This window comes from Magnetococcales bacterium (assembly GCA_015228935.1).
Lineage (GTDB): Bacteria > Pseudomonadota > Magnetococcia > Magnetococcales > DC0425bin3 > HA3dbin3.
Map to the genome: position 1 here is coordinate 1 of JADGCO010000076.1, position 19636 is coordinate 19636.

General features: G+C 55.4%; 17 protein-coding genes. 1 reads left to right on the top strand and 16 read right to left on the bottom strand.

The window, feature by feature from the left end; all coding sequences use genetic code 11:
• Positions 1-385: 385 nt before the first annotated feature.
• From HQL65_15355 to HQL65_15370, 4 genes are all read right to left on the bottom strand, one after another.
• Positions 386-748 carry an SET domain-containing protein gene (locus HQL65_15355; GenBank protein MBF0137611.1) on the bottom strand — a complete coding sequence of 121 codons (363 nt, stop codon included), beginning with the start codon at positions 746-748 and terminating at the stop codon, positions 386-388.
• A gap of 152 nt (positions 749-900) precedes the next feature.
• Positions 901-1995 (bottom strand): DegT/DnrJ/EryC1/StrS family aminotransferase, encoded by a 1095-nt coding sequence (locus tag HQL65_15360; protein ID MBF0137612.1) that lies wholly within the window; start codon positions 1993-1995, stop codon positions 901-903.
• Positions 1976-3124 carry a radical SAM protein gene (locus HQL65_15365; GenBank protein MBF0137613.1) on the bottom strand — a complete coding sequence of 383 codons (1149 nt, stop codon included), beginning with the start codon at positions 3122-3124 and terminating at the stop codon, positions 1976-1978. The genes HQL65_15360 and HQL65_15365 overlap by 20 nt, the downstream gene beginning before the upstream one ends.
• A 186-nt stretch (positions 3125-3310) precedes the next feature.
• Positions 3311-4204, bottom strand: a complete 894-nt coding sequence (locus HQL65_15370; GenBank protein MBF0137614.1) for a sugar nucleotide-binding protein — start codon at positions 4202-4204, stop codon at positions 3311-3313.
• Positions 4205-4484: 280 nt separating this feature from the next.
• Here HQL65_15370 and cobM point away from each other — a divergent pair, with 280 nt between their 5' ends.
• Positions 4485-5309 carry a precorrin-4 C(11)-methyltransferase gene (cobM, locus tag HQL65_15375; protein MBF0137615.1) on the top strand — a complete coding sequence of 275 codons (825 nt, stop codon included), beginning with the start codon at positions 4485-4487 and terminating at the stop codon, positions 5307-5309.
• On the opposite strand, the gene HQL65_15380 is transcribed toward cobM, so the two are convergent.
• The 12 genes from HQL65_15380 to HQL65_15435 form a co-directional block, all read right to left on the bottom strand.
• Positions 5298-5660 (bottom strand): helix-turn-helix transcriptional regulator, encoded by a 363-nt coding sequence (locus HQL65_15380; GenBank protein MBF0137616.1) that lies wholly within the window; start codon positions 5658-5660, stop codon positions 5298-5300. The genes cobM and HQL65_15380 overlap by 12 nt on opposite strands.
• A gap of 168 nt (positions 5661-5828) precedes the next feature.
• Positions 5829-7151 (bottom strand): FliI/YscN family ATPase, encoded by a 1323-nt coding sequence (locus tag HQL65_15385; protein MBF0137617.1) that lies wholly within the window; start codon positions 7149-7151, stop codon positions 5829-5831.
• A gap of 209 nt (positions 7152-7360) precedes the next feature.
• A complete protein-coding gene (locus HQL65_15390) occupies positions 7361-8227 on the bottom strand; it encodes a hypothetical protein (protein ID MBF0137618.1) in 867 nt (288 codons plus the stop codon).
• Between the two features lie 47 nt (positions 8228-8274).
• Positions 8275-9351, bottom strand: a complete 1077-nt coding sequence (gene fliG, locus HQL65_15395) for a flagellar motor switch protein FliG (GenBank protein ID MBF0137619.1) — start codon at positions 9349-9351, stop codon at positions 8275-8277.
• Between the two features lie 48 nt (positions 9352-9399).
• Positions 9400-11037 carry a flagellar M-ring protein FliF gene (fliF, locus tag HQL65_15400; GenBank protein ID MBF0137620.1) on the bottom strand — a complete coding sequence of 546 codons (1638 nt, stop codon included), beginning with the start codon at positions 11035-11037 and terminating at the stop codon, positions 9400-9402.
• A gap of 67 nt (positions 11038-11104) precedes the next feature.
• Entirely contained in the window at positions 11105-11419 is a 315-nt protein-coding gene (gene fliE / locus HQL65_15405) for a flagellar hook-basal body complex protein FliE (protein MBF0137621.1), read from the bottom strand.
• 23 nt (positions 11420-11442) lie between these two features.
• Positions 11443-11868: a flagellar basal body rod protein FlgC gene (flgC, locus tag HQL65_15410; protein MBF0137622.1), complete on the bottom strand. Its 426-nt coding sequence runs from the start codon at positions 11866-11868 to the stop codon at positions 11443-11445.
• Between the two features lie 44 nt (positions 11869-11912).
• On the bottom strand, positions 11913-12326 hold the full coding sequence (flgB, locus tag HQL65_15415; protein ID MBF0137623.1) for a flagellar basal body rod protein FlgB: 414 nt from the start codon (positions 12324-12326) through the stop codon (positions 11913-11915).
• 178 nt (positions 12327-12504) lie between these two features.
• Complete coding sequence (locus HQL65_15420) at positions 12505-13935, bottom strand: amidophosphoribosyltransferase (GenBank protein ID MBF0137624.1); 1431 nt, start codon at positions 13933-13935, stop codon at positions 12505-12507.
• Positions 13936-14136: 201 nt separating this feature from the next.
• The gene (mutY, locus tag HQL65_15425) at positions 14137-15186 is read right to left on the bottom strand and encodes an A/G-specific adenine glycosylase (GenBank protein MBF0137625.1); all 1050 of its coding nucleotides are present in this window, start codon (positions 15184-15186) and stop codon (positions 14137-14139) included.
• Between the two features lie 100 nt (positions 15187-15286).
• Positions 15287-16585 (bottom strand): putative DNA binding domain-containing protein, encoded by a 1299-nt coding sequence (locus HQL65_15430; protein MBF0137626.1) that lies wholly within the window; start codon positions 16583-16585, stop codon positions 15287-15289.
• On the bottom strand, positions 16578-19409 hold the full coding sequence (locus HQL65_15435) for an AAA family ATPase (protein ID MBF0137627.1): 2832 nt from the start codon (positions 19407-19409) through the stop codon (positions 16578-16580). The genes HQL65_15430 and HQL65_15435 overlap by 8 nt, the downstream gene beginning before the upstream one ends.
• Positions 19410-19636: the final 227 nt, after the last annotated feature.

Sequence of the window (19636 nt, forward strand, 5' to 3'; positions counted from 1 at the left end):
ACATAGACATCGAGACGCAACACCATCCACTCGTCAATATCGGACTGAAACTCCAGAATCAGGATCAAAAACACACTGCTAAAACATGTAACTGAAAATTGTAATTAATTTATTACATGACATAAATATTACTGGATGGCCGTCCAGTCAACCCCTCCTCCCTGCCCCCTTCAACCGGACATCGGTGGTCTGGGCCTGCCAGCAACCATCCATAAATCGCGCATACCCGCACCTGTCCCTGCCTGGAAAAGGCACAGACCCTGGGACAGAATCCCGTGCGTTGAAAAGGCACAGACCCTGGGACAGAATCCCGTGCGTGGCCCCAGCCAATCCGGCATGGAGTCAAGCGGATACAGAACCAGAACGGCAACCTTGCAGGCTGACGCTACTTGTACGCATCACTCGCGCTGATCAACCCATAATCACAGGTCATTTCTTCGCCGGGATAAATTTTGCGCACGGCGACACAATCACCATTGGGCCGGTCCAGGCAATTGGGTTGCTTGGAATGGTTCATGAAACGCATGTTGTCGCAGTAGGTCTGGAAGGCGGTCTGGGTTGCCCTGTCCGTGAAAATTGAATAATCCATAAAAAAATCATCGAGTTGTTGCGGCAATCCCTCCCTTTCCACCACGACATCCCATTGGGTGAGTCTGCCGACCAGTGTGCCTTCTTCAATCACCTGATTGGCAAACAGGCCGATGCCATGAATCTGTGAGGGACCAATGACTGTCTTGACGAGTAACATGGATCGTATTCATCTCCGGGCAAAGTATTGAAGTCACGACAACATCCGCCGGGACCATTCCGCAGGACAAGCGCACGATACACGAATGCACGCAACAGTGGAAGAATCCCGTTTTGTTTCGTCAATTATTTTTTTTCGGGTTTCCCGGTCATTCAAGACGCCTTGATCTTGCGGATGACGGCAATGGTCTGTTGCACATTTTCCAGGGGCTGATCCGGCCCCGAAGGGAGGGTGACCACACGCCCGCTGTAACGCAACGAATTGGGAAAATCCCGTCTGGCAACACCCAGATGCGGAAACAGATGCAGGCTGACCGGATGCGGATTGACCTCGATGCCGTTCTCCCGCATTTCCTGGACAAACGAAGCACGTTCATCGACCAGATATTCCGCCCGCAGGGGAATTTCCCCCGCCGCCAGATCGACCGGCACGGTTTGCAGATCCGGAAGATTTTGCAAACCTGCAACATAACTCTCCTGGATGGCGCGTTGCCGGGCGACACGTCCATCCAGACGTGCCATCTGGGCGAGACCCACGGCGGCCTGAATATCCGTCAATTTGCAATTGCTGCCCAGCATGTGGATGGGTTCGTCCAGGGAACCGCCACTCAGACCCTGATTGCGCAGGCGACGCAGATGATTGCGGTCGGACTCCGAGTGGCACACCACAAAACCACCCTGGCCCGTCGTCAGGAGCTTGGCCAGCCCCAGGGAAAAACAACCAAAACGCCCCAAAGTACCCAGACAGCGACCGTGGCGTTGGGAAAGAAAGGCCTGGCAGGCATCTTCCACCACGGGAATGCCCCGCCCGGCAGCCAGGGGCAGAATGGCATCCATCTGCGCCGCATGACCGTTCAGATGGACCGGAACAATCACCCGGGTGCGCGGGGTGATGGCTTCGGCAAGGCGCTCGGGATCCATGACCGGTCGGGATGGTTCCACATCCACCAGAACCACCCTGGCCCCCAGCAACAAGGCGGCATTGGCGGTTGCCACATAGGTTCGATCCGGAATCACCACCTCGCTCCCCGGTCCCACGCCCAGGGCCAGATAACTCAACATGAGCGCCGACGTGCCACTCGTGGTGCAGACGACATGCGGGACGCCCAGACGATGGGCCAACGCCGCCTCGAACTCTTCCGTCAATGGCCCCTGGCTGATCTGTCTGGCCTGGATCGCCTCGGCAATCCGGGCAATTTCTGCCGCCCCGACATCAATCTGCCAGCCTCTAATGGGTGGATGCCCCATGGTGTTTCCCCTGCACATATTCCTCGATGTAGACATTATCGAACGCGGTGGAACAGAGCCGGCTGCACAGCGGAATATCCCCTCCACAGGCAATCCCGGCAAACAACTGCCGCCGCGCCGCGGAGTGCCAGATATCCTTGAACGATTGCGTGTGAATATTGCCGAACCGGCTCTCCTTGTGAAAATGCCGGACACAGGCAAACAGACTCCCCTCATGATCCATGTGGGTCCGAAAATGGATGCCGTCGCAGCGTTGCCAGGCCGCCTGTTGCACCTCCCCCTCCCAGGGAAAACTGTTCCAGCGCACCTCGACCCGTTCATCACGCGCCGCCATTTCCAACAGGGGAATCGCCTCGGGATGGACCGGATGTTTGTACCCCTCCCGGTCGAACCGATTGCGGAATATCAGCTTGTCCGTGCCCAGATGACGATGCAACGCCACCATGTCGGGAATGGAACGCCAATTGGCCTCGAATACCACAAACTGCATGGCCAACTGCACCGGCAGATGCCTTGTGTCCCGTACCTGGCAGGCATGTTCCAGATTGCGGACCAGACGCGCAAAATCCCGGGAATGACAGGCATGCACCCGGGTATAGGTCTCGGCATTGCCGCCATTGACACTGAAACGCACCCAGGTTGTATACGGGAGAATTTTTTCGGCGTTCGCCTCGGTCAGCATGATGCCGTTGGAACTGAATGTCATGCGCAGGCCGAGTTCGTGGCCGTGGGCCATGATTGCCTTGAAATGGGGATGCAACAACGGCTCGCCCGTACCGGCGAAATAGGTTTCCACCCCCCCCATCTCCCGGAATTCCATCAGAAAATTCTTGAAAACCTCCCCGTCCAGAAAACTCTTGTGCGGATCGTAGGGGTTGAACTGCTGCGGATAGCAGTGGATGCAATTGTGATTGCAGCCATGCACCAGGGCCACCTCGATGGTCAGGGGTCCTGGTTCCTGGCCGGCAAGCCATTGTTCCAGCCGGTCATGGTTGTCCTGCAACTTTCCCCCACCGATGCCATCCCGGATCACACCCGCAGCCTCTGCGACAGATTCACCGCAGGAGGCGGCAACAGGATTGTGTATCCGGGGAGTGTGCATCTGGAGAGTGTGTGTCTGAATTAACATGTTCGGCCCTGTCTCCACATATTAGAGGCTGTCCATTAACTTTCGGATAAAAAAAATTGGAATGAAAGATTTTGTTGGGGCTCCGCCCCAAACCCCGCCAAGAGGAAGGGCAGAGCCGCTTCCTCCTGGACCTCCATCCCAGTCTTTTATTCGTTTTTTGAAATTAACAAGTTATTAGACAGCCTCTTAAAGATTTGTCACGAACCGCCGACAAACAACCTCGGGCGGGATGGGTTGCCAACCGATGGCGCGCCGGATTTTGCCAATATCCATGGAAATATCGAGCGGCCATCTTTCTGGAAAATTGAAATCATGGATGCTGCACCAGGTCACTGGTGATTTCCCTGCCGTTCCAAAACGCGCTGCATAGACTTCCCGCAACAGGGTCAACAACTCCCGCCGGGAGTGACGCTCCGGACCACACAGATGGTATATTCCCGTGCAATCCTGTTCGGTCAGTGCCAAAAGGCCATCCACGACATCCTCGACAAAGACAGGGCAGAAATATTGATCCTCGGCACATTGGATCGGCAAATCCTTCGTCAAGGCGGCCAGCCAATCGGTCAACAGGGTACCGTCGCCCGGCTCGATGCCATACACCTTGGAAAGACGCACCACCAACCCGTCCGAAACTCCGGATCCCAGCACATATTGCTCCACGGCCACTTTTTGCCGACCATACGTCACCAGTGGATTGACGGAATCCTCTTCCCGATAGTTGCCCCGCGTGCCATCGAACACCACATCGGATGAACTGAAAACAGGCCGGATTCCGAGGGCATGCAGTTGATCCAGGCACCGTTGCATGTGGGTGACATTGACCCGGTACGACACGGTCTTGTCCCGCGCACAGTCCAGGAGCCGCGCCATGCCAAACAAAACAAAGGCATGCGAAAAGGGACCCCTGCCTCTGACCAGATCCGCCAAGTGCATGGTTTCCGGATCGAAATGCACCCCGCCCGGGAATGCCCGGCGATGCCAGGTAGCCAAGGCCTTCTCCGGTCCCAGGCGGGCATACAGATGCCGGCCAATGTAGCCGGACCCGCCCAGAATCAAATATCGTCTCGTTGCTGTGGTCATGCCGCATGTTCCTGATGCGCCGTTGCCGCACTTCGCACCGTTCTCAATGGTTTTGATCCGTTGACTCTCATGCCCCATTTCCCGGCGGCCCGTTCGCATTCCCGGCTACTGTTCGCATTCCCTGGCGTACAGAGTTCTTCCTCTCCCATCCTGGTCCAGGTTCTGGTACGATCCTGGCGTGGCTGGACAGGCAAAAATTTCCTGCCAATCCTGCCCCTGTACCTGGTCATGCAGATACCGTTCCAAACCGGGATTTTTTTGCCAACAGCGCAAAAAAATCCTGTTTTTTTCATACGTTTTTCTCGGGAGAACATGCGTGGCAAAAGTCTGGTTTGTGGGAGCCGGCCCGGGAGATCCCGACCTGATCACCGTGCGGGGACGTGCCCTGCTGGCCCGGGCCGGGGCCATCCTTTATGCCGGTTCCCTGGTCAGTCCCGGACATTTGCAATACCTGCCGGCAACCTGCACCGTGGCCGATTCGAGCGGCATGACCCTGGAAGAGATGGTCGCCTGGCTGCTGGCACAAGCCGGACAACACCCCGAGGTGGTCCGCCTGCAAACCGGAGACCCGTCCCTCTATGGTGCCCTGGCAGAAACTGCCGGGCCACTCCTGGCCGCCGGCATTGAAGTGGGTGTCATTCCGGGCGTCTCCTCCGCCATGGCTTCCGCCGCCGCCGCCGTGGAAACCCTGACCCTGCCGGAAGTCACCCAGACCGTGATCCTGACCCGGGTCGCTGGCCGCACCCCCATGCCGGATGGCGAACAGTTGCAGGCCCTGGCCCGCCATCGCTGCACTTTGTGCATTTTTCTCTCGGCCACCCTTGTGGAAACGGTTGCCGCCGAACTCATTGCCGCCGGCTGGTCCCCCACCGCCCCGCTCCTCGTGGTCCACAAGGCCAGTTGGCCAGGCGAAGAACAGGTCATCCGTACCAATGTATCCGATCTGGCCAACCTGTGTCGGAGTCTGCCTGTTCAGGGGCAGACCATGATCATTGCCAGTCCGGCCCTGACCGCCGCACGCCATGCCATGCCCCTGGAAACCCGGTCAAGGTTGTACGATCCGGCTTTCACGCACGGATTCCGCTCCGCAATATCAACTGAATAACTCAAGGCCTTTCAGCCTGGCTTGATGCAACTTTGTTATGGAAACGTCTTCCCGACGATCCGAATCCTGCCACTCTCTATCGTCAAATTGCACTTTCAGCTTCAAGTTCAAGGCATAGGAAATCTCTGCCAGCGTCTCCAGGGTCATGTTGCGATGACCATTCAAGACCTGAGACACAAAGGATCTGCTTTTGCCAAGGCGCTCGGCAAGTTGTGCTTTGCTGATTCCTTTTTCCTCCATGTATGCACAGATGCTTTCCGTGGTATCCAGAATGAAATCATCGCGGTGGAATGCACGTCTGTTTTCTTCGGATTCCCGGATCCATCCTTCAATCGTCTGGGTCGCTTGCATTTTTTTGGCCGTACTCTCTGATCTCATAGAGTTTTTTGACTCTCAACATGCGTGTCTTGTCTTTCGGATCCATTTTACGCTGATTTTTGAACACAGCATGACCGATGACAAAATCCCCTCTTCGTTGATCACAGAACCATCCATAGGATGGCAGACCCGGGCAAAGGGTCAAGCCGGCCCAACGGCTTCCATCAGCCGGCGAATGCTTTCTGCCAGATTGCTGGGTTCTTCCACCCGCTGCCGCAAAAAGTTGCGAATCGGACCGATCAGTTGAATGGCACGGTCGATCTGGGGGTTGCTGCCGGCAGCGTAGGCACCGATGTTGATCATATCCTCGGCACGGCGGAAGGTGGCCAGGGATTCCCGCAACCGTCCGGCGGCATTTTTCTGGGTATTGTCGGCCAGGTCCCCCATCAGACGCGACAGGGAACCGAGAATATCAATCGGCGGGTAGTGGTTCTGGGCGGCCAACTCACGCGACAACATGATGTGTCCATCCAGAATACCGCGCACGGTGTCCACAATGGGGTCCTGAATGTCATCCCCTTCCATCAACACGGTATACAGCCCGGTAATACTGCCACGCCCCTGATCCCGACCCGCCCGTTCCAGCAGGCGTGGCAACAACATGAAGGTGGACGGAGGGTAACCACGGCTCGTGGGCGGCTCGCCACGCGCCAGACCCACTTCGCGCTGGGCCATGGCCAGACGAGTCACTGAATCCATGAGCAACAAGACATCTTTCTGCTGGGCACGGAAATATTCCGCCACCGCCGTGGCCACAAAAGCCGCCCGCAGGCGCAGCAGGGGAGGAAGGTCCGACGTGGCCACCACGACCACCGAACGCGCCCGGCCCTCGGGTCCCAACACACTTTCCAAAAATTCCACCACCTCGCGGCCACGTTCGCCCACCAGGGCAATCACGTTGACATCGGCGGCTGTGTAACGTGCCATCATGCCGAGCAGGGTGCTTTTGCCCACGCCGGAACCGGAGAAGATGCCAATACGTTGCCCGCGTCCCACGGTCAGCAGGGCATTGATGGAACGCACCCCCAGATCCAGGGGTTGGTTGATGCGTTGTCGCAAAACCGGGTTGATGGGTTCGGCGTGCAGCGGCACCCACTCCGACAAACGCGGCAAGGGATGGTTGTCAAGCGGTTCTCCGAGGGGACCAATGACACGTCCCAGCAAGCCATGTCCCACCGGCACCCGCTCCACCCGGCCCCGCGACACGATGCGGCTGCCGGGACGAATGCCCTTGATCTGTCCCAGCGGCATCAGCAGGACCGATTCACCCCGAAAGCCGACCACCTCCGCCTGCAAGGGGGTACCATCCTCTGTGGCCACTTCGCACATTTCACCAATGGAAACAACCGGCCCGGCTCCCTCGATCAACAGACCCACCACCTGGGTCACCCGGCCCAGACGATGGCTGCCCAATTTTTCCCGCGCCAACTCCCGGTAATCGGTCCAGGGCAATTGCAGGGGCATGTTCATCCCTTTGGATCCTCCAAAATTCTGATTGAACCGCATCCACCTTGAGATGTGTATTTTTCAAAAAAAAAAACGAATGAAAAACTGGGATGGAGGTCCAGGAGGAAGGGCTGCGCCCTTCCTCCTGGCGGGGTTTGGGGCAGCGCCCCAATTAAATTATTTTTTCCAAGCTGTACATTTCGAAGATGACGCAGTTGAGACGCGATTCAAGAAGGCGAGGAGGCTTGGAGAATGGACTCTCCCAGGGAATCTGGCTGGGTCTCGGCGCGAATTTTGGCGGAAGCTTCCGCGCCGATGGTCGTGGTCGCTTCCAGTGCTTCAGCAACTCCCTGGGGGGACATTCTCTCTTCCAGCCGTTCGCGCAAATGGGAACGCAAGGCGGCTTCGATCTCCTGCAATTGCCCTTGCAGGTCATGCTCCATCCCGCCGATCCGACTCTCCAGGCGGAAGGACCCGGGAGATATTCCTTCGTCTCCCTTGATATGCAATTTTTTGAAATCCTGGAGTCTCTCCAAAAAAACCGCATCGGCAGGCGCGACGGCGAGCGTGATCTCTTTTTGATCATCCATGCGGAGCAGAGCTTTATTGATGCGTCGGGCCAGACCCATGGGATCAACGTGCAGTTCGTACCCCAATATTTCGCGAACCAGCAGGATGGCTGTCTCCACGAGGACATTTTCGGCCTCGATGTACAGACGCGCCGGCAAGGCTTCCAACCCCCGCAACAAATTTTCCAGACGCGGCAGGATCAGGGAGAGTTCCTGTTCCATGTGCTGGCGGCCCATCTCCATGCCGGCTTTTTCTGCTTCGGAAAACACCTTGCGAAAGGTTGCCCGTTCCAGATTTTCCTGACGACGCTGGAACACCTCGTCGGCAGAGATCACCGTTTCCTGGACGTTTTCTTCCTGGACAACGATTTCCGGTTTGGGTATCTGGCCGTCGGGAGATACCCGGATAAACTGCCCGGCATTCTGGCGGGGCAGGCGGGAGACCAGGTCGGCAAACCGCACCACCTTGATGCTGTCGCTGACATCCTCTCCCCGGATGATTTCACTATTGACTATCTGGTCCATGGATTACGGGACTCCCACCCAAACCGGGATTCCAAACAGGCCGGACATCACAGCACCACATCCTCGGAACCTTTGCCCAGGATGACGATGGAACCATCGGCCTCCAATTGCCGGGCAATCTTGAGGATCCCCTGCTGGGCGGCCTCGACATCGGTCACCTTGACCGGACCCAGCATTTCCAGATCTTCCCGCATCATTTCGGCAGCCCGTTCGGACATGTTGCCAAAGAATTTTTCCTTGAGTCGGTCATCGGTACCCTTGAGGGCCTTCAGCAGCTCGTCATTGGCAATTTCCCGCAACAAGACCTGGAAGCTGCGGTCGTCCATCAGGAGCAGATCCTCGAACAGGAACATTTCCTTGCGGACTTCTTCGGCGAGCGGGTTGTCCTCTTCGTCGAGGTAGGCCAGGAGCTTGTCGGAAACATCCCGACTCATCTGGTTGAGAATGTCCGCCACCTTGCGGACGCCTCCGCCTCCCTCCTGGGTATACATGCCGCGTGAAGCCCCCAGGGCGTTCAGCTCCGCGAGCAGGGATTCCTCGATATCCTCCATGGCCCCGGGTGGAAGATTGCCAAGTTTGGCCATGCGCAACACCACATCCTGCTGGACATCGGACGGCAGATAATCGATGACATACGAGGCCTGATCGGTCTGCATTTGTGACAGGATGACGGCGATACTCTGGGTATGTTCATTGGCCAGAAAATTGGCCACCAGGGTCGGTTCCATTTCATTGAGAATTTCCCAGGGGGTATTCTTGGGACCTTGTTGCAACTCCTTCAGGAGTTTGCGAGCTTCATCCTTGCCCAACACCCGGGTGACCAGATCCTTCACCTTCTGCATGCCGCCACGTACATCCAGGGCGGAATTTTCGAAGCGGGTCAGAAACTCTTCCCGAACCTCCCTGACCACCTCCTGTGGCATCTGTCCCATGCGGGAGATGGTGCGGGAGAGTTCCCGCATTTCATCTTCGCTCAATCCCTTCAGCAACACCTTTGAATCTTCATCCGGCAGAGAGAGAATGAACACGGCGGCTTTTTCCTTGCCGGACAATTTCACCTTGCCGCGTGGCCGCCGAGCCGATGCTGTTTCGTTGGCGGTATTTTCCTTGGTATTTGTAGCCATTTGGGACATCCCCACTTTCCCGTTGTTTCCAGATCCTTTAGAAACTTTCTACTCTTCGTTCATCCAGGAGCGCAAAATTTCCCGTGCCTCTTCCTGGTGATCGGAAATCATTTGTTGCGCCAACTGCAAGGTGCGATCCGGGATGACGATCCGGGCCGGTTGATCGGAAGGCATGCTGCCAACCCCTTCCATCATCAACCGCCGTTCCAGATCGGCCACGGTTCCCGGCAGGGCGTCTTCGTCCAATTTTTCCGGCAACAGCAGGGTCTTGACCATGGGCCGGATCACGAAGAAGACCAGCAGGAACACCAGGAGTCCAAACACGCCATACTTGGCCATTTCCAGTTGAAACTCCGGCGTCAGCCACGGATTGATGTCGGCTTCCTGGACTTTGATGTTTTCGAAGGAGGTGTTGGTAACCTGTATGGTGTCCTTGCGCTCGGACCGGAAGCCGACGGCCTCCTTGATGAGCTGCTCCAACTTGTCCATTTCCTTGGCATCCCGGGGATGATAGGTGATGGGATCCCCTGGTTTGTCTGCCTTGTAGACGCCATCCACCACCACGGCCACCGACAACCGCTTGATGCCTCCGACCGGCTCCTGGGTGCGTTTGACGGTCTTGGAAATTTCATAGTTGACCCGTTCCCGTTCCACATTGCGGTTTTGTTGCGACCCGGATCCACCGCCGGCGGTGTTGGTATTGTTGGGATCGTTGGGTTGGACACCAGGGGTGCCGCCACTGCCGAACACGCCATTGCTCGCCTCGTTGACAAACTCTTCGCTCCGGGTCACCTGTCCTTCCGGATCAAAGGACTCTTCCTGTTTTTCCACCCGGGCCAGATCCAGATCGACGGTCACCCGGATGATGCTCTTGTCGGGACCCAACATGCGGTCGAGCATGGTCTGGACCCGTTTTTCCAGGGTACGCTCTTTTTCGAGTTGCAGAGAGAGGCTGCGATCCGGTGCCATGCGGCCATCCTGGCCATCCTCGCGACCGCCAGCCAGGAGATTGCCCTTCTGATCCAGGACAGTAATGTTGCCCTTGTCCAGGCCTTCGACGGATGAGGCCACCAGATGAACGATGCCATCAATCTGGGTCCCGGTCAGGGATTGTGTCAGCTCCACGGTGACCGATGCCGTGGCCTTGCGTTCCTCGGAGACGAACATGGAGCGTTTGGGCAACACCACATGAACCCGGGCACTCTTCACGGCGGAGAGGCTTTTGATGGTGCGTTCCAGTTCGCCTTGCAGGGCACGCTGGTAGTTGACGTGATTCATGAAATCCGTCAAGCCGCCCAGCGAGGTCTTGTCGAATATTTCGTATCCGACCCCTTTTTCAGTCTTGGGTATGCCCAGGGAGGCCAGTTCCAGACGAATCTGGGTCAGCTTTTCGGCTGGGACCCGCACCGTCTTGCCACCATCCGCCAGTTCGTAGGGAACCTTCATTTTTTCAAGTTGTTCCACCAGACTGGCCGCCTCGGCTTCCGGCATCCCGGAATACAACAGCTTGTATGCCGGACGGGAGGCAAACCAGATGACTGCGGCCAGCACGAGGATGGCGGCCAGGGCCGCGATCAGGATGCCGTTCTTGCCAGCCAGCGGCAGACTTTCCATGAATCGTGAGAGGCTCCACGGCTCCGCTTCGCCCTCGGCGGTTGTACTCAAGTCACTTGTCCTGTCAGCCATGGTTACCCTCGACTCATTTCATAAGGTCATGTCAAACCAGATCCACCAACACCAGGAACGTCAGACATCAGACCGGCATGGTCATGACTTCCCGATAGACTTCAATGGCCTTGTTGCGCACCTGCATCAACAGGCGCATATCCAACTCGGCCTTGGCCGAGGCGATTTGCGCATCGTGCAAACTCACCCCGGCGTTGCCCAGCAGGGCACGTTTCGTCATGTCTTCAGACTCTTTCAGTCCGCGATCCGTTTCCTTGATCTGTTCGAGCAGCATCTCCGAAAAGCTGCCCTTTTCCTTGGATTCGGATGTGTCGAGTGCCGACGTGAGCGAAGAGACACCCGACATGAGACCGCTTGTCGAATCAATGGATTGTATGCTCATGACTCATCCTTGCGCGTGTGGGATTATTGGCCGATTTCAAGGGCCTTGACCGCCATGGCCTTGTTGGCGTTCAGGACGGAGACGTTGGCTTCATAGGTCCGGCTGGCCGACATCATGTTGACCATTTCGGTCACCACATCGATATTGGGCATGGCGACGTAACCATCCGCATTGGCATCCGGATGGGTTGGATCGTATTGCATGCGGGGTGGATTGTTGTCCACCACGATCCGGTCCACGGCCACACCGGTAGAGCCGGCTGCCATCTCCTTGTCCATCATGGTGTCAAAAGGGCGTGCCATGAATTGCGGATCGCGTCGCTTGTAAGGCCCCCCTTCGGGAGTTCGGGTCGTTTGGGCATTGGCGACGTTCTCGGCAATCAGGTTCAGCCGCATGCGTTGGGCAGCCAACCCGGATGCCGTCACTCGGAACGAATTCAGAAAATCCATCGTGCATTCTCCTGTTCAAGGGTTCAGATCAGCACGGTCCCTGGTTATTTGCCGCCATCGATCACCATGCGCAACCGGCTTATCTGCCCGGAGAGTGATTGCGCGGCATAGTTGTAAAGCAACTGGTTGGCGGTTTGTTGGGCCATCTCCTGTTCCATGTCCACCGTGTTGCCATCCCCCTTGGAAATGGCACTCTCCACTTCCTGCAACTCACCGGTTGCCGGCATGAAACCGTCATTCGGAAAGTGCCGACCGTCAGTTCGAGCCAGGGCCAACTCTCCCGGTGGAGGGGACATGGCCTCAGCCAACTGCGCTTCAAAATTCAACCGGCGGGCCTTGTAGCCGGGCGTATCCGCATTGGCCACGTTGCTGGTGATGATTTCCTGGCGGCGCTGGCGCAAATCCAGCAGGTTTTTTTTGAATGCGCCCGCTGCGCCCAACAAACCCATTTCAGACATACATTTCCCCTGACAAATAATTGACGACCACAGCCGGAAAAGGGTGCGGTCACCAGGAATATGCAGGATTTATGCCTGAGAAAGGAGCAGCGGCAGGAAGTTTTCAGAAGATGCCCAACAGGTGCCATTCGTCATGGCAAACGGGTACGCAGATGGTTCGGGCAAAGTGGCCCGGGCGTCAGGATTCCTGAAGCAGAGTCAACCGGGTATCTTCTTTTTCCACCTTGGGTGAAGGAATGGGATAATCGCCGGAAAAACAGGCATCGCAATATCCCGCAGTGCCGCCACTGACGGCCTGATACAAGCCCTTCAGGGAGATGAAGGCCAAGGATGTGGCTTCGATATACTCGCACATCTGAGCCACGGAGTTGTTGGCGGCCAGAAGTTCCCGACGATCCGGGGTGTCGATGCCGTAAAAACAGGGGTGAGAGGTGGGAGGAGAAGAGATGCGCAGGTGTACCTCTCTGGCTCCGGCAGCCTTGACCATTTTGACAATCTTGCGACTCGTCGTGCCGCGAACCACCGAATCATCGACCAGGACCACCCGTTTGCCGGCAAAAAATCCTGGTGGGCTGTTGAGTTTGATTTTGACCCCGAAATGCCGGATGGATTGCTGGGGTTCGATGAAGGTGCGGCCAACGTAATGATTGCGAATGATGCCCAGTTCGAATGGAATTCCGGATGCCTGGGCAAAGCCGAGCGCAGCCGGAACGCCCGAGTCCGGAACCGGCACCACGACATCGGCATCGACCGGATGTTCCTGTGCCAACGTCGCACCGATGCGTTTGCGGGCCTCGTAGACATTGATTCCATCAATGGCTGAATCCGGTCGGGCAAAATAGATATATTCAAAAATGCAGAGTTTGCGCTGCCGACGTGGAAATGGAAAATAGGATTGCAATCCTTCCGGGCCGATGGTGATCATTTCGCCCGGTTCGACATCCCGTTCAAACTGCGCACCGATCAGGTCCAGGGCACAGGTTTCCGATGAGAGGACCCAGCCTTTGTTGTCCAGCCGGCCCAGGACCAGGGGGCGGATGCCATGTGGATCCCGGACACCGATGAGACGACGTTCGTTCATGGCGACCAGGGCATAGGCCCCGCGCACCTGAAACAGCGCCTCGGTAACCCGTTCATAGAACGTCTGCCGCCGGGAGAGGGCCGTCAGATGCACGATCACTTCCGTATCCATGGTGGATTGGAAGATGGATCCCCGGCGTTCCAGGTCGCGGCGCATCTGGACGCCATTGACCAGATTGCCGTTGTGGGCGATGGCCATGCCGCCGTCCGCCGTATCCACAACCAAAGGTTGCAGGTTGCGCTGACTGGCGCTGCCGCCGGAGGTCGAATAGCGGACATGGCCGATGGCCTGCCGGCCTTGCAACCTGGCCAGATCCTGGCGTTTGAACACATCCGCCACCAGACCCCGTCCCCGGTTGATGTGCAGGATGCGATCTTCCACCGAGACGATCCCCGCCGACTCCTGACCCCGATGTTGCAGGGCATAGAGTCCCAGATAGACAAGATTGGCGGCTTCGGGATGATCGTACACCCCGAAAACACCGCACTCGTCCCGGAAATGGTCGTCGAGAGAGTCGTCGTCAAAAATACCATCGCGCTGGAAAATCAACTGAGTGTGTTTCCATAAAAGAGGAAGCAGGCCGAAGCTGCCCGGGAAAAGGTACCTGTCGCAAACCCCGGAAACAGGTACCTGTCGAAAACCTGGAAAAAAAAATTCTAGCAGAAAAGCAGGTCCAGAGAACAGTCCTGCATCGCTCCATGTTCCATCAATTTTTTTGGCGTCCGTCCGTCACGGTATATTCAATTTAAAAATTTTTCGATGCAACGTGGCGATGGGCAGGCGTGCCATCTCTTCCCGACCGACCCAGCGCCACTCCGTGTGCCCGGCTGTCACGGGTTCTCCTGACCGCCAGGAGGCTCGCCACACCTCCGCAGTCAGGTGAAAATGGGTAAAACTGTGGCGCACGGCAGTCCCTTTGGCAATCTGCTCGATCTGCACGTCGAGTTGTCCGATCAGGTCTCGGAGTGCATCCGGACGCAGAGTGGGAACAGGTTGTGTCCCTGGCGGTTCCCAGAGTCCTCCAAGCAATTTTTGTTCCGGTCTGCGGCAAAGGAGCAGGTGCGTATTCTTCCAAAGCAGCAGGGTTGCCTGCCACAGGCGGGGTTTTTCCTTGCGGGGTTGCCGGACCGGAAAGTCGGTTTCCCGGCCCAGGGCGTGCGCCCGGCAGGCGGTGGCCCATGGACAGCGGGCACAGTCGGGATGGCGCGGGGTGCAGAGCGTCGCCCCCAGGTCCATGATGGCCTGGGCATAATCCCCGGGCCGGCTGACCGGGGTCAGACGCCGGGCCAGCTCCCACAAGGTGGCCTTGGCGGTCGTGACGGGTTGTTCCAGGGCCGTCAGACGGGCCAGGACCCGTTGTACATTGCCATCGAGAATGGCGTGCGGCTGATTGTGGGCAATGGCCAGGATGGCCCCGGCGGTGCTGGGACCGATACCGGGCAGATGAACCATGGCCGCATGATCGGTCGGCAGGTGTCCACCAAACCGGGTGCAAACCTGACAGGCCGTGGCATGCAGGGAACGGGCACGCTGATAATAACCCAATCCCTGCCACAAAATCAGGACCTCTTCCAGACTGGCCGCAGCCAGCGTGTCGATGGTTGGAAAACGGGTCATGAAACGGGTGTAATAGGGAATGACGGTCGCCACCGTGGTTTGTTGCAACATGATTTCCGCCACCCAGATGGCATAAGGATCGCGGGTCGTGCGCCAGGGAAGGTGCCGCCCGTGTTCGTCATGAAAGGCCAACAATTGGTCAGAGAGGGTGTCCGGCAACACGATCATTCCTGAAAACGCATGAAAAATCCCGCCGACCGTTTTCCAGATACCGAATGAGGATTTTGGATCCTGGGATTGGACTGTGCCACCCTGAAAAAAGTCAATCAGCCAACACCTGTTGCTCTGGATCGGCTGCCGGGATGGTCAACAACAATTCTGTGTCATCAAGCAGACGGTACACGGGCCATTTTCCGGAATTCCTGAAACTTTCATCCAGGATGATCGGCACACCATCGCCTCGTTTGTCCATGAAAAACTGGCGTGGCAAATTGTGACGCGCTTCATCTTCGTTGGCAACCGGAGAACGGGCCAACAGGGTGGTCAGCAATTCGTTGCGGGTCACCTGCCGCAAAGGCAGAGAGTCGATGGTCAGGGTATTGGGCAGCGCACCCGGCGAATACAGTTCAAGACGATCATCGAACATGAAAAGCCGGATTTTTGAACCGGCGATGGCATAATCCCGGTGCGCCACGGCGTTCACGACCGCCTCGAACACGGCACGGAGACTGAACTGGGGCATTTCGACCCGCCCTGGTATTTTTCTGGCTGCAACACGCATGTTGCGCTCTACAAAAAGCAGGGCATGGCGGATTTGTTCATCCAGGGGTCCATGAATCTCCGCAGCATCCAGTTGCTGGTTGGTGTCCTGCCGCACGCCACGATAGCGCACGGCCATGATGAAGGCATGCGACAACCATCGGGCCGGTTGTCTGGAACACATCAGCACACCGGCGACCGTGGCCCGTTCCGTACCTGTATCGTCGGCCTTGAGCAGACCCAGTTTGCGGAGCGTGATGGCGGGCAGGTGGGGGTTGGCATCCATGCCCGGCAGGGTCGTGGCATGCGTGCCAGGAAAACGTTGCCACAACGCCCTATCCAGGTCATTCAGGGTCGTGCCAGGAACGGGTTGTTCATCGAAGCGGATGAGCCGGGCCTGACTGCGCTGTTGAAACAGACGGGCCAGCACCTCGGGGGACATTTCACGTTTGGAACTCCCCTGGCGGTGAAAATATCCTCCCGGACTTTTATGGACAAAAAGCGAGCGTGGAATGTCAATTTTCAGGACCGGACGCGGCACACCGAGCAAATCGGGCAACTCCAGGCGCAGGGAGAAAAACTGAAGAGGCGGTTTAATATTTTCATTGCAAATTTCAAAAATATAGCGCTCCACAGCATCGAGGTTTTCCCGTGCAATGCCCACGATATCCCGGCTTTTGTCATCCACCCCGAACACGATGACACCACTGGCTGTATTGGCCATGGCGGCCATCTCGTCGGCCAGATTTGCCCGTTCAGGTCCTTTGACCTTGTTGCCTGCCATGGAGACATTTTTGAGTTCCAGGGAACTGTCTTCACCAAGCTGGATTTTACGCAGCAATTCCGTCGCGCTGTCAAACATGCTGACCTCCATGGGCAATGCGGCGGTACCGTCGTTCAAAGGCCTCCCGGCCCCCTTCCATGATGCGACAAATTTCCTCGCGGACTTTTTGTTCCTGTAAATTTCCTGCACAGTTGATCTGGGTTTGTCCCCCAACGACCCCCAGGGATATGACCTGCTCGGCATCCCCATTGACGACAATGTTGGCATTGTGTGTCACAACAATAACTTGACGATCCGGTTTGCTGGACCTGAACTGGGACACGATCAAGTCATAGATCAACTGATTGTCAAGATCGTCCTCGGGCTGGTCCAGGATCAACGGCTCCTCGCCATAGGAAAGAAGAAAAGCCAGCAAGGCTGCCGTTTTCTGCCCTGGTGAACCCGCTTGAATACTTTGAAAATTTTTCCCATTTCCAGATGAACTGTAACGTACATCCAGGGCATCATTCGGAAACCAGATTTCCAGCCGATCCAGTTTCTCAGGAAGTAACATCTTCAGTCTTCCAACGAACCGTGAATCCCTTGCAGTATATTCATTGCTTGTACCCGTTGTATATAATTGCCGCATGACACGTTTCAACCTGGAGATACTTTCCTCTGGTTGATTGTTCTTGATCATGTCCAGCAAGGTACCTTCATTGAAAACTCCCGTGTCCCTGTCACGAGTACCAATATCCTTGTCAAATTTTCCAGATTCGCAATCAATCATTTTTCGAAAGTGTTCTTCCAGCATATCTTTATCGCCACATTGCACAACACGGATGCTGACGTACTGGTTGTCATATAAATATTTTTCGAGAAATTGCGTGCGCATACGTGTCAGGGATGTGCGCAATATTGCAAGAAATTTCAGTTTATTGTCTTTCTGGTTCTGAAGATCCTGCAAAGTGATACGTTGTGACTCCATATCTTTGAGTTGCTGTTCCAAGACATGCTTTTTTTGCAAAAGTTGGCCAAATTCATTCGGTTCTCCAGCCTTTTCCTCGCGCAATTTGTTGCGCAAGGTTTCATATCGTGTCTCCGCATCATGCAAAGCTTGTTTCCATTTGGAAATGGAGTTGTCAGATTGCCAAATTTGCAGACAAGCATCTGCCTGTCTGGCCAATCGTGCCACGATACGTGCCATTTTATTCAGACGACCGGCAACACGAACCACCTCATCCATGACTTCACGATCAGATGCATCATCCGGGTCGAACAGGGATAATTCCATGGAAGCGGGCGTAATCTGGGTTTCCAGTTCCCGCAACCGTAATCCTGTTTCGGACCAAGTCGTAACCCAGGCATCCAGGGCACGCTGTTGCTGTTTGCGGTGTTGATACAGTTGCAGAATGGAGGCATGCTGCGTTTGCTCAAAAGTGACCAGCCGGCGTTGGATATCCAGCAACTCACTCTTGATATTTTCCTCATTTTTTAACTTTCCAAATACTTCCCGTTCTTTGGCACATAATGCCAGATAGGATTTTTCAGTTTCCTCCCATTTGGTTTCCCAGTTCCGGTATTCATCTCCCAGTGCGTGATCAATTATTTCAAGAAGCTTATTCGGCGCTTTGGCAAACTCAAAGATTTGTTTCTGACTGAATATGCGAACAGGACATAAATTTGCAATATTCCCTTCTGTCGGTTGCCATGTTCCCGTTTCATCACACACCTCCAGACTGATTTTCTCACCTTTTTGAATCCATTGGATACGAAATCTTCCATATGCCTTGCGATAGATGACTGTCAACCGGGTATCCTCGGTCAACAATCCATCATCCTGACGTGACGATGAAACCCTGGCATATTTTTCAAAATCTTTCTGTAAACTTGCAGGCCACTCCCCCCACCGGCGCAGTGCCAAACGCAAAAATTCGATCAGAGTGGATTTACCAGTACCCCGTCCACCAATCATGGCATTCATCCAGGGATTGAATGAACATTCAAAATCAGTCGGGCCACGTCCCATATAACGTGCCTTGCTGACGATCAACGACTCAATACACGATTCTCCATGAACATTCGGATTGTCTCCCTGGGGATGGTCTGAACGCCGGATGGAAAGCTCGCCATCCAGTAATGCAAGACGCAACCCCTCCAGGGATGGTTGTCCCATTTTGACCCAGGTGAAGCGGCTTCCAGGATAATTTTTTCCACTGGAACCATCGGGATGGTGGGCATCTGAACCCAATATCTCCGTCCATGTACACTTATTATCGATATAAAGTTGGGGTTTCTCACTGTTCGAATCACACACCTCCATGGCAATCAAATGTTTGCTTTTAATAATTTGAGCTAGAGAATCTCCTTTATCAAAATCCTTGAAAAGTCCTTCGTGACCATCTACATGTGCCGGGATTGCCAATCCGCCACATTCGATGATTTGATCAATAACTTCTACAGCCACTTTTCGAGTAATTCCACTCTTACTGCTTTTTAAATCAAGTCCAACAGCACCAAGAAATCGATCAATATCACTTCCCTTGGTTTTTTGATCAAACAAAGCCAGCAAATGAAAACCGCCATTGACCGTCAGCTCTACCCCGGGAAACAAAACCAGGGAACGATAATCATCCGGTTTCTCTGAATCCATCCTGGATAATTCATTTTTCAATTCATCAATCCATGCTCCCGTATTGTGGTCTGTAATGGCCACACAATCCACCTCGGCACGCATATAATCCAACAGCCACTCTCTTGGGATGCGTTTTTTCAGGTTCTCTGCATCCGGTCCTTTTCCATAATCGGAAGATGCAGGTGTGTGGGCATGAAAATCAAACTTCCACCAGCGCGCTCCCGGCCAGGACCATAACGTGTTCTCCTTTGTTGCTCTTGCTGGAGGTACCTTTATAACACCGCTCATTTTCATTGCTCCCAACCAAGCATAAATTCAACGCATCATCGAATAATCAAATCCTAATTTTCGCATTTTTTCCGTTGAAAGTCAAATATAAAGAAAGAAATAGGATAATTAAAATAAATTAACATTGTTTGGGCTGATGGTGGCGTACAGGCCAGATGCTTTTTTTTCACATGCCCCCACCAGCGGTGTCACCACGACCGCAGCCACCCACGATACCAGCAGGGCAA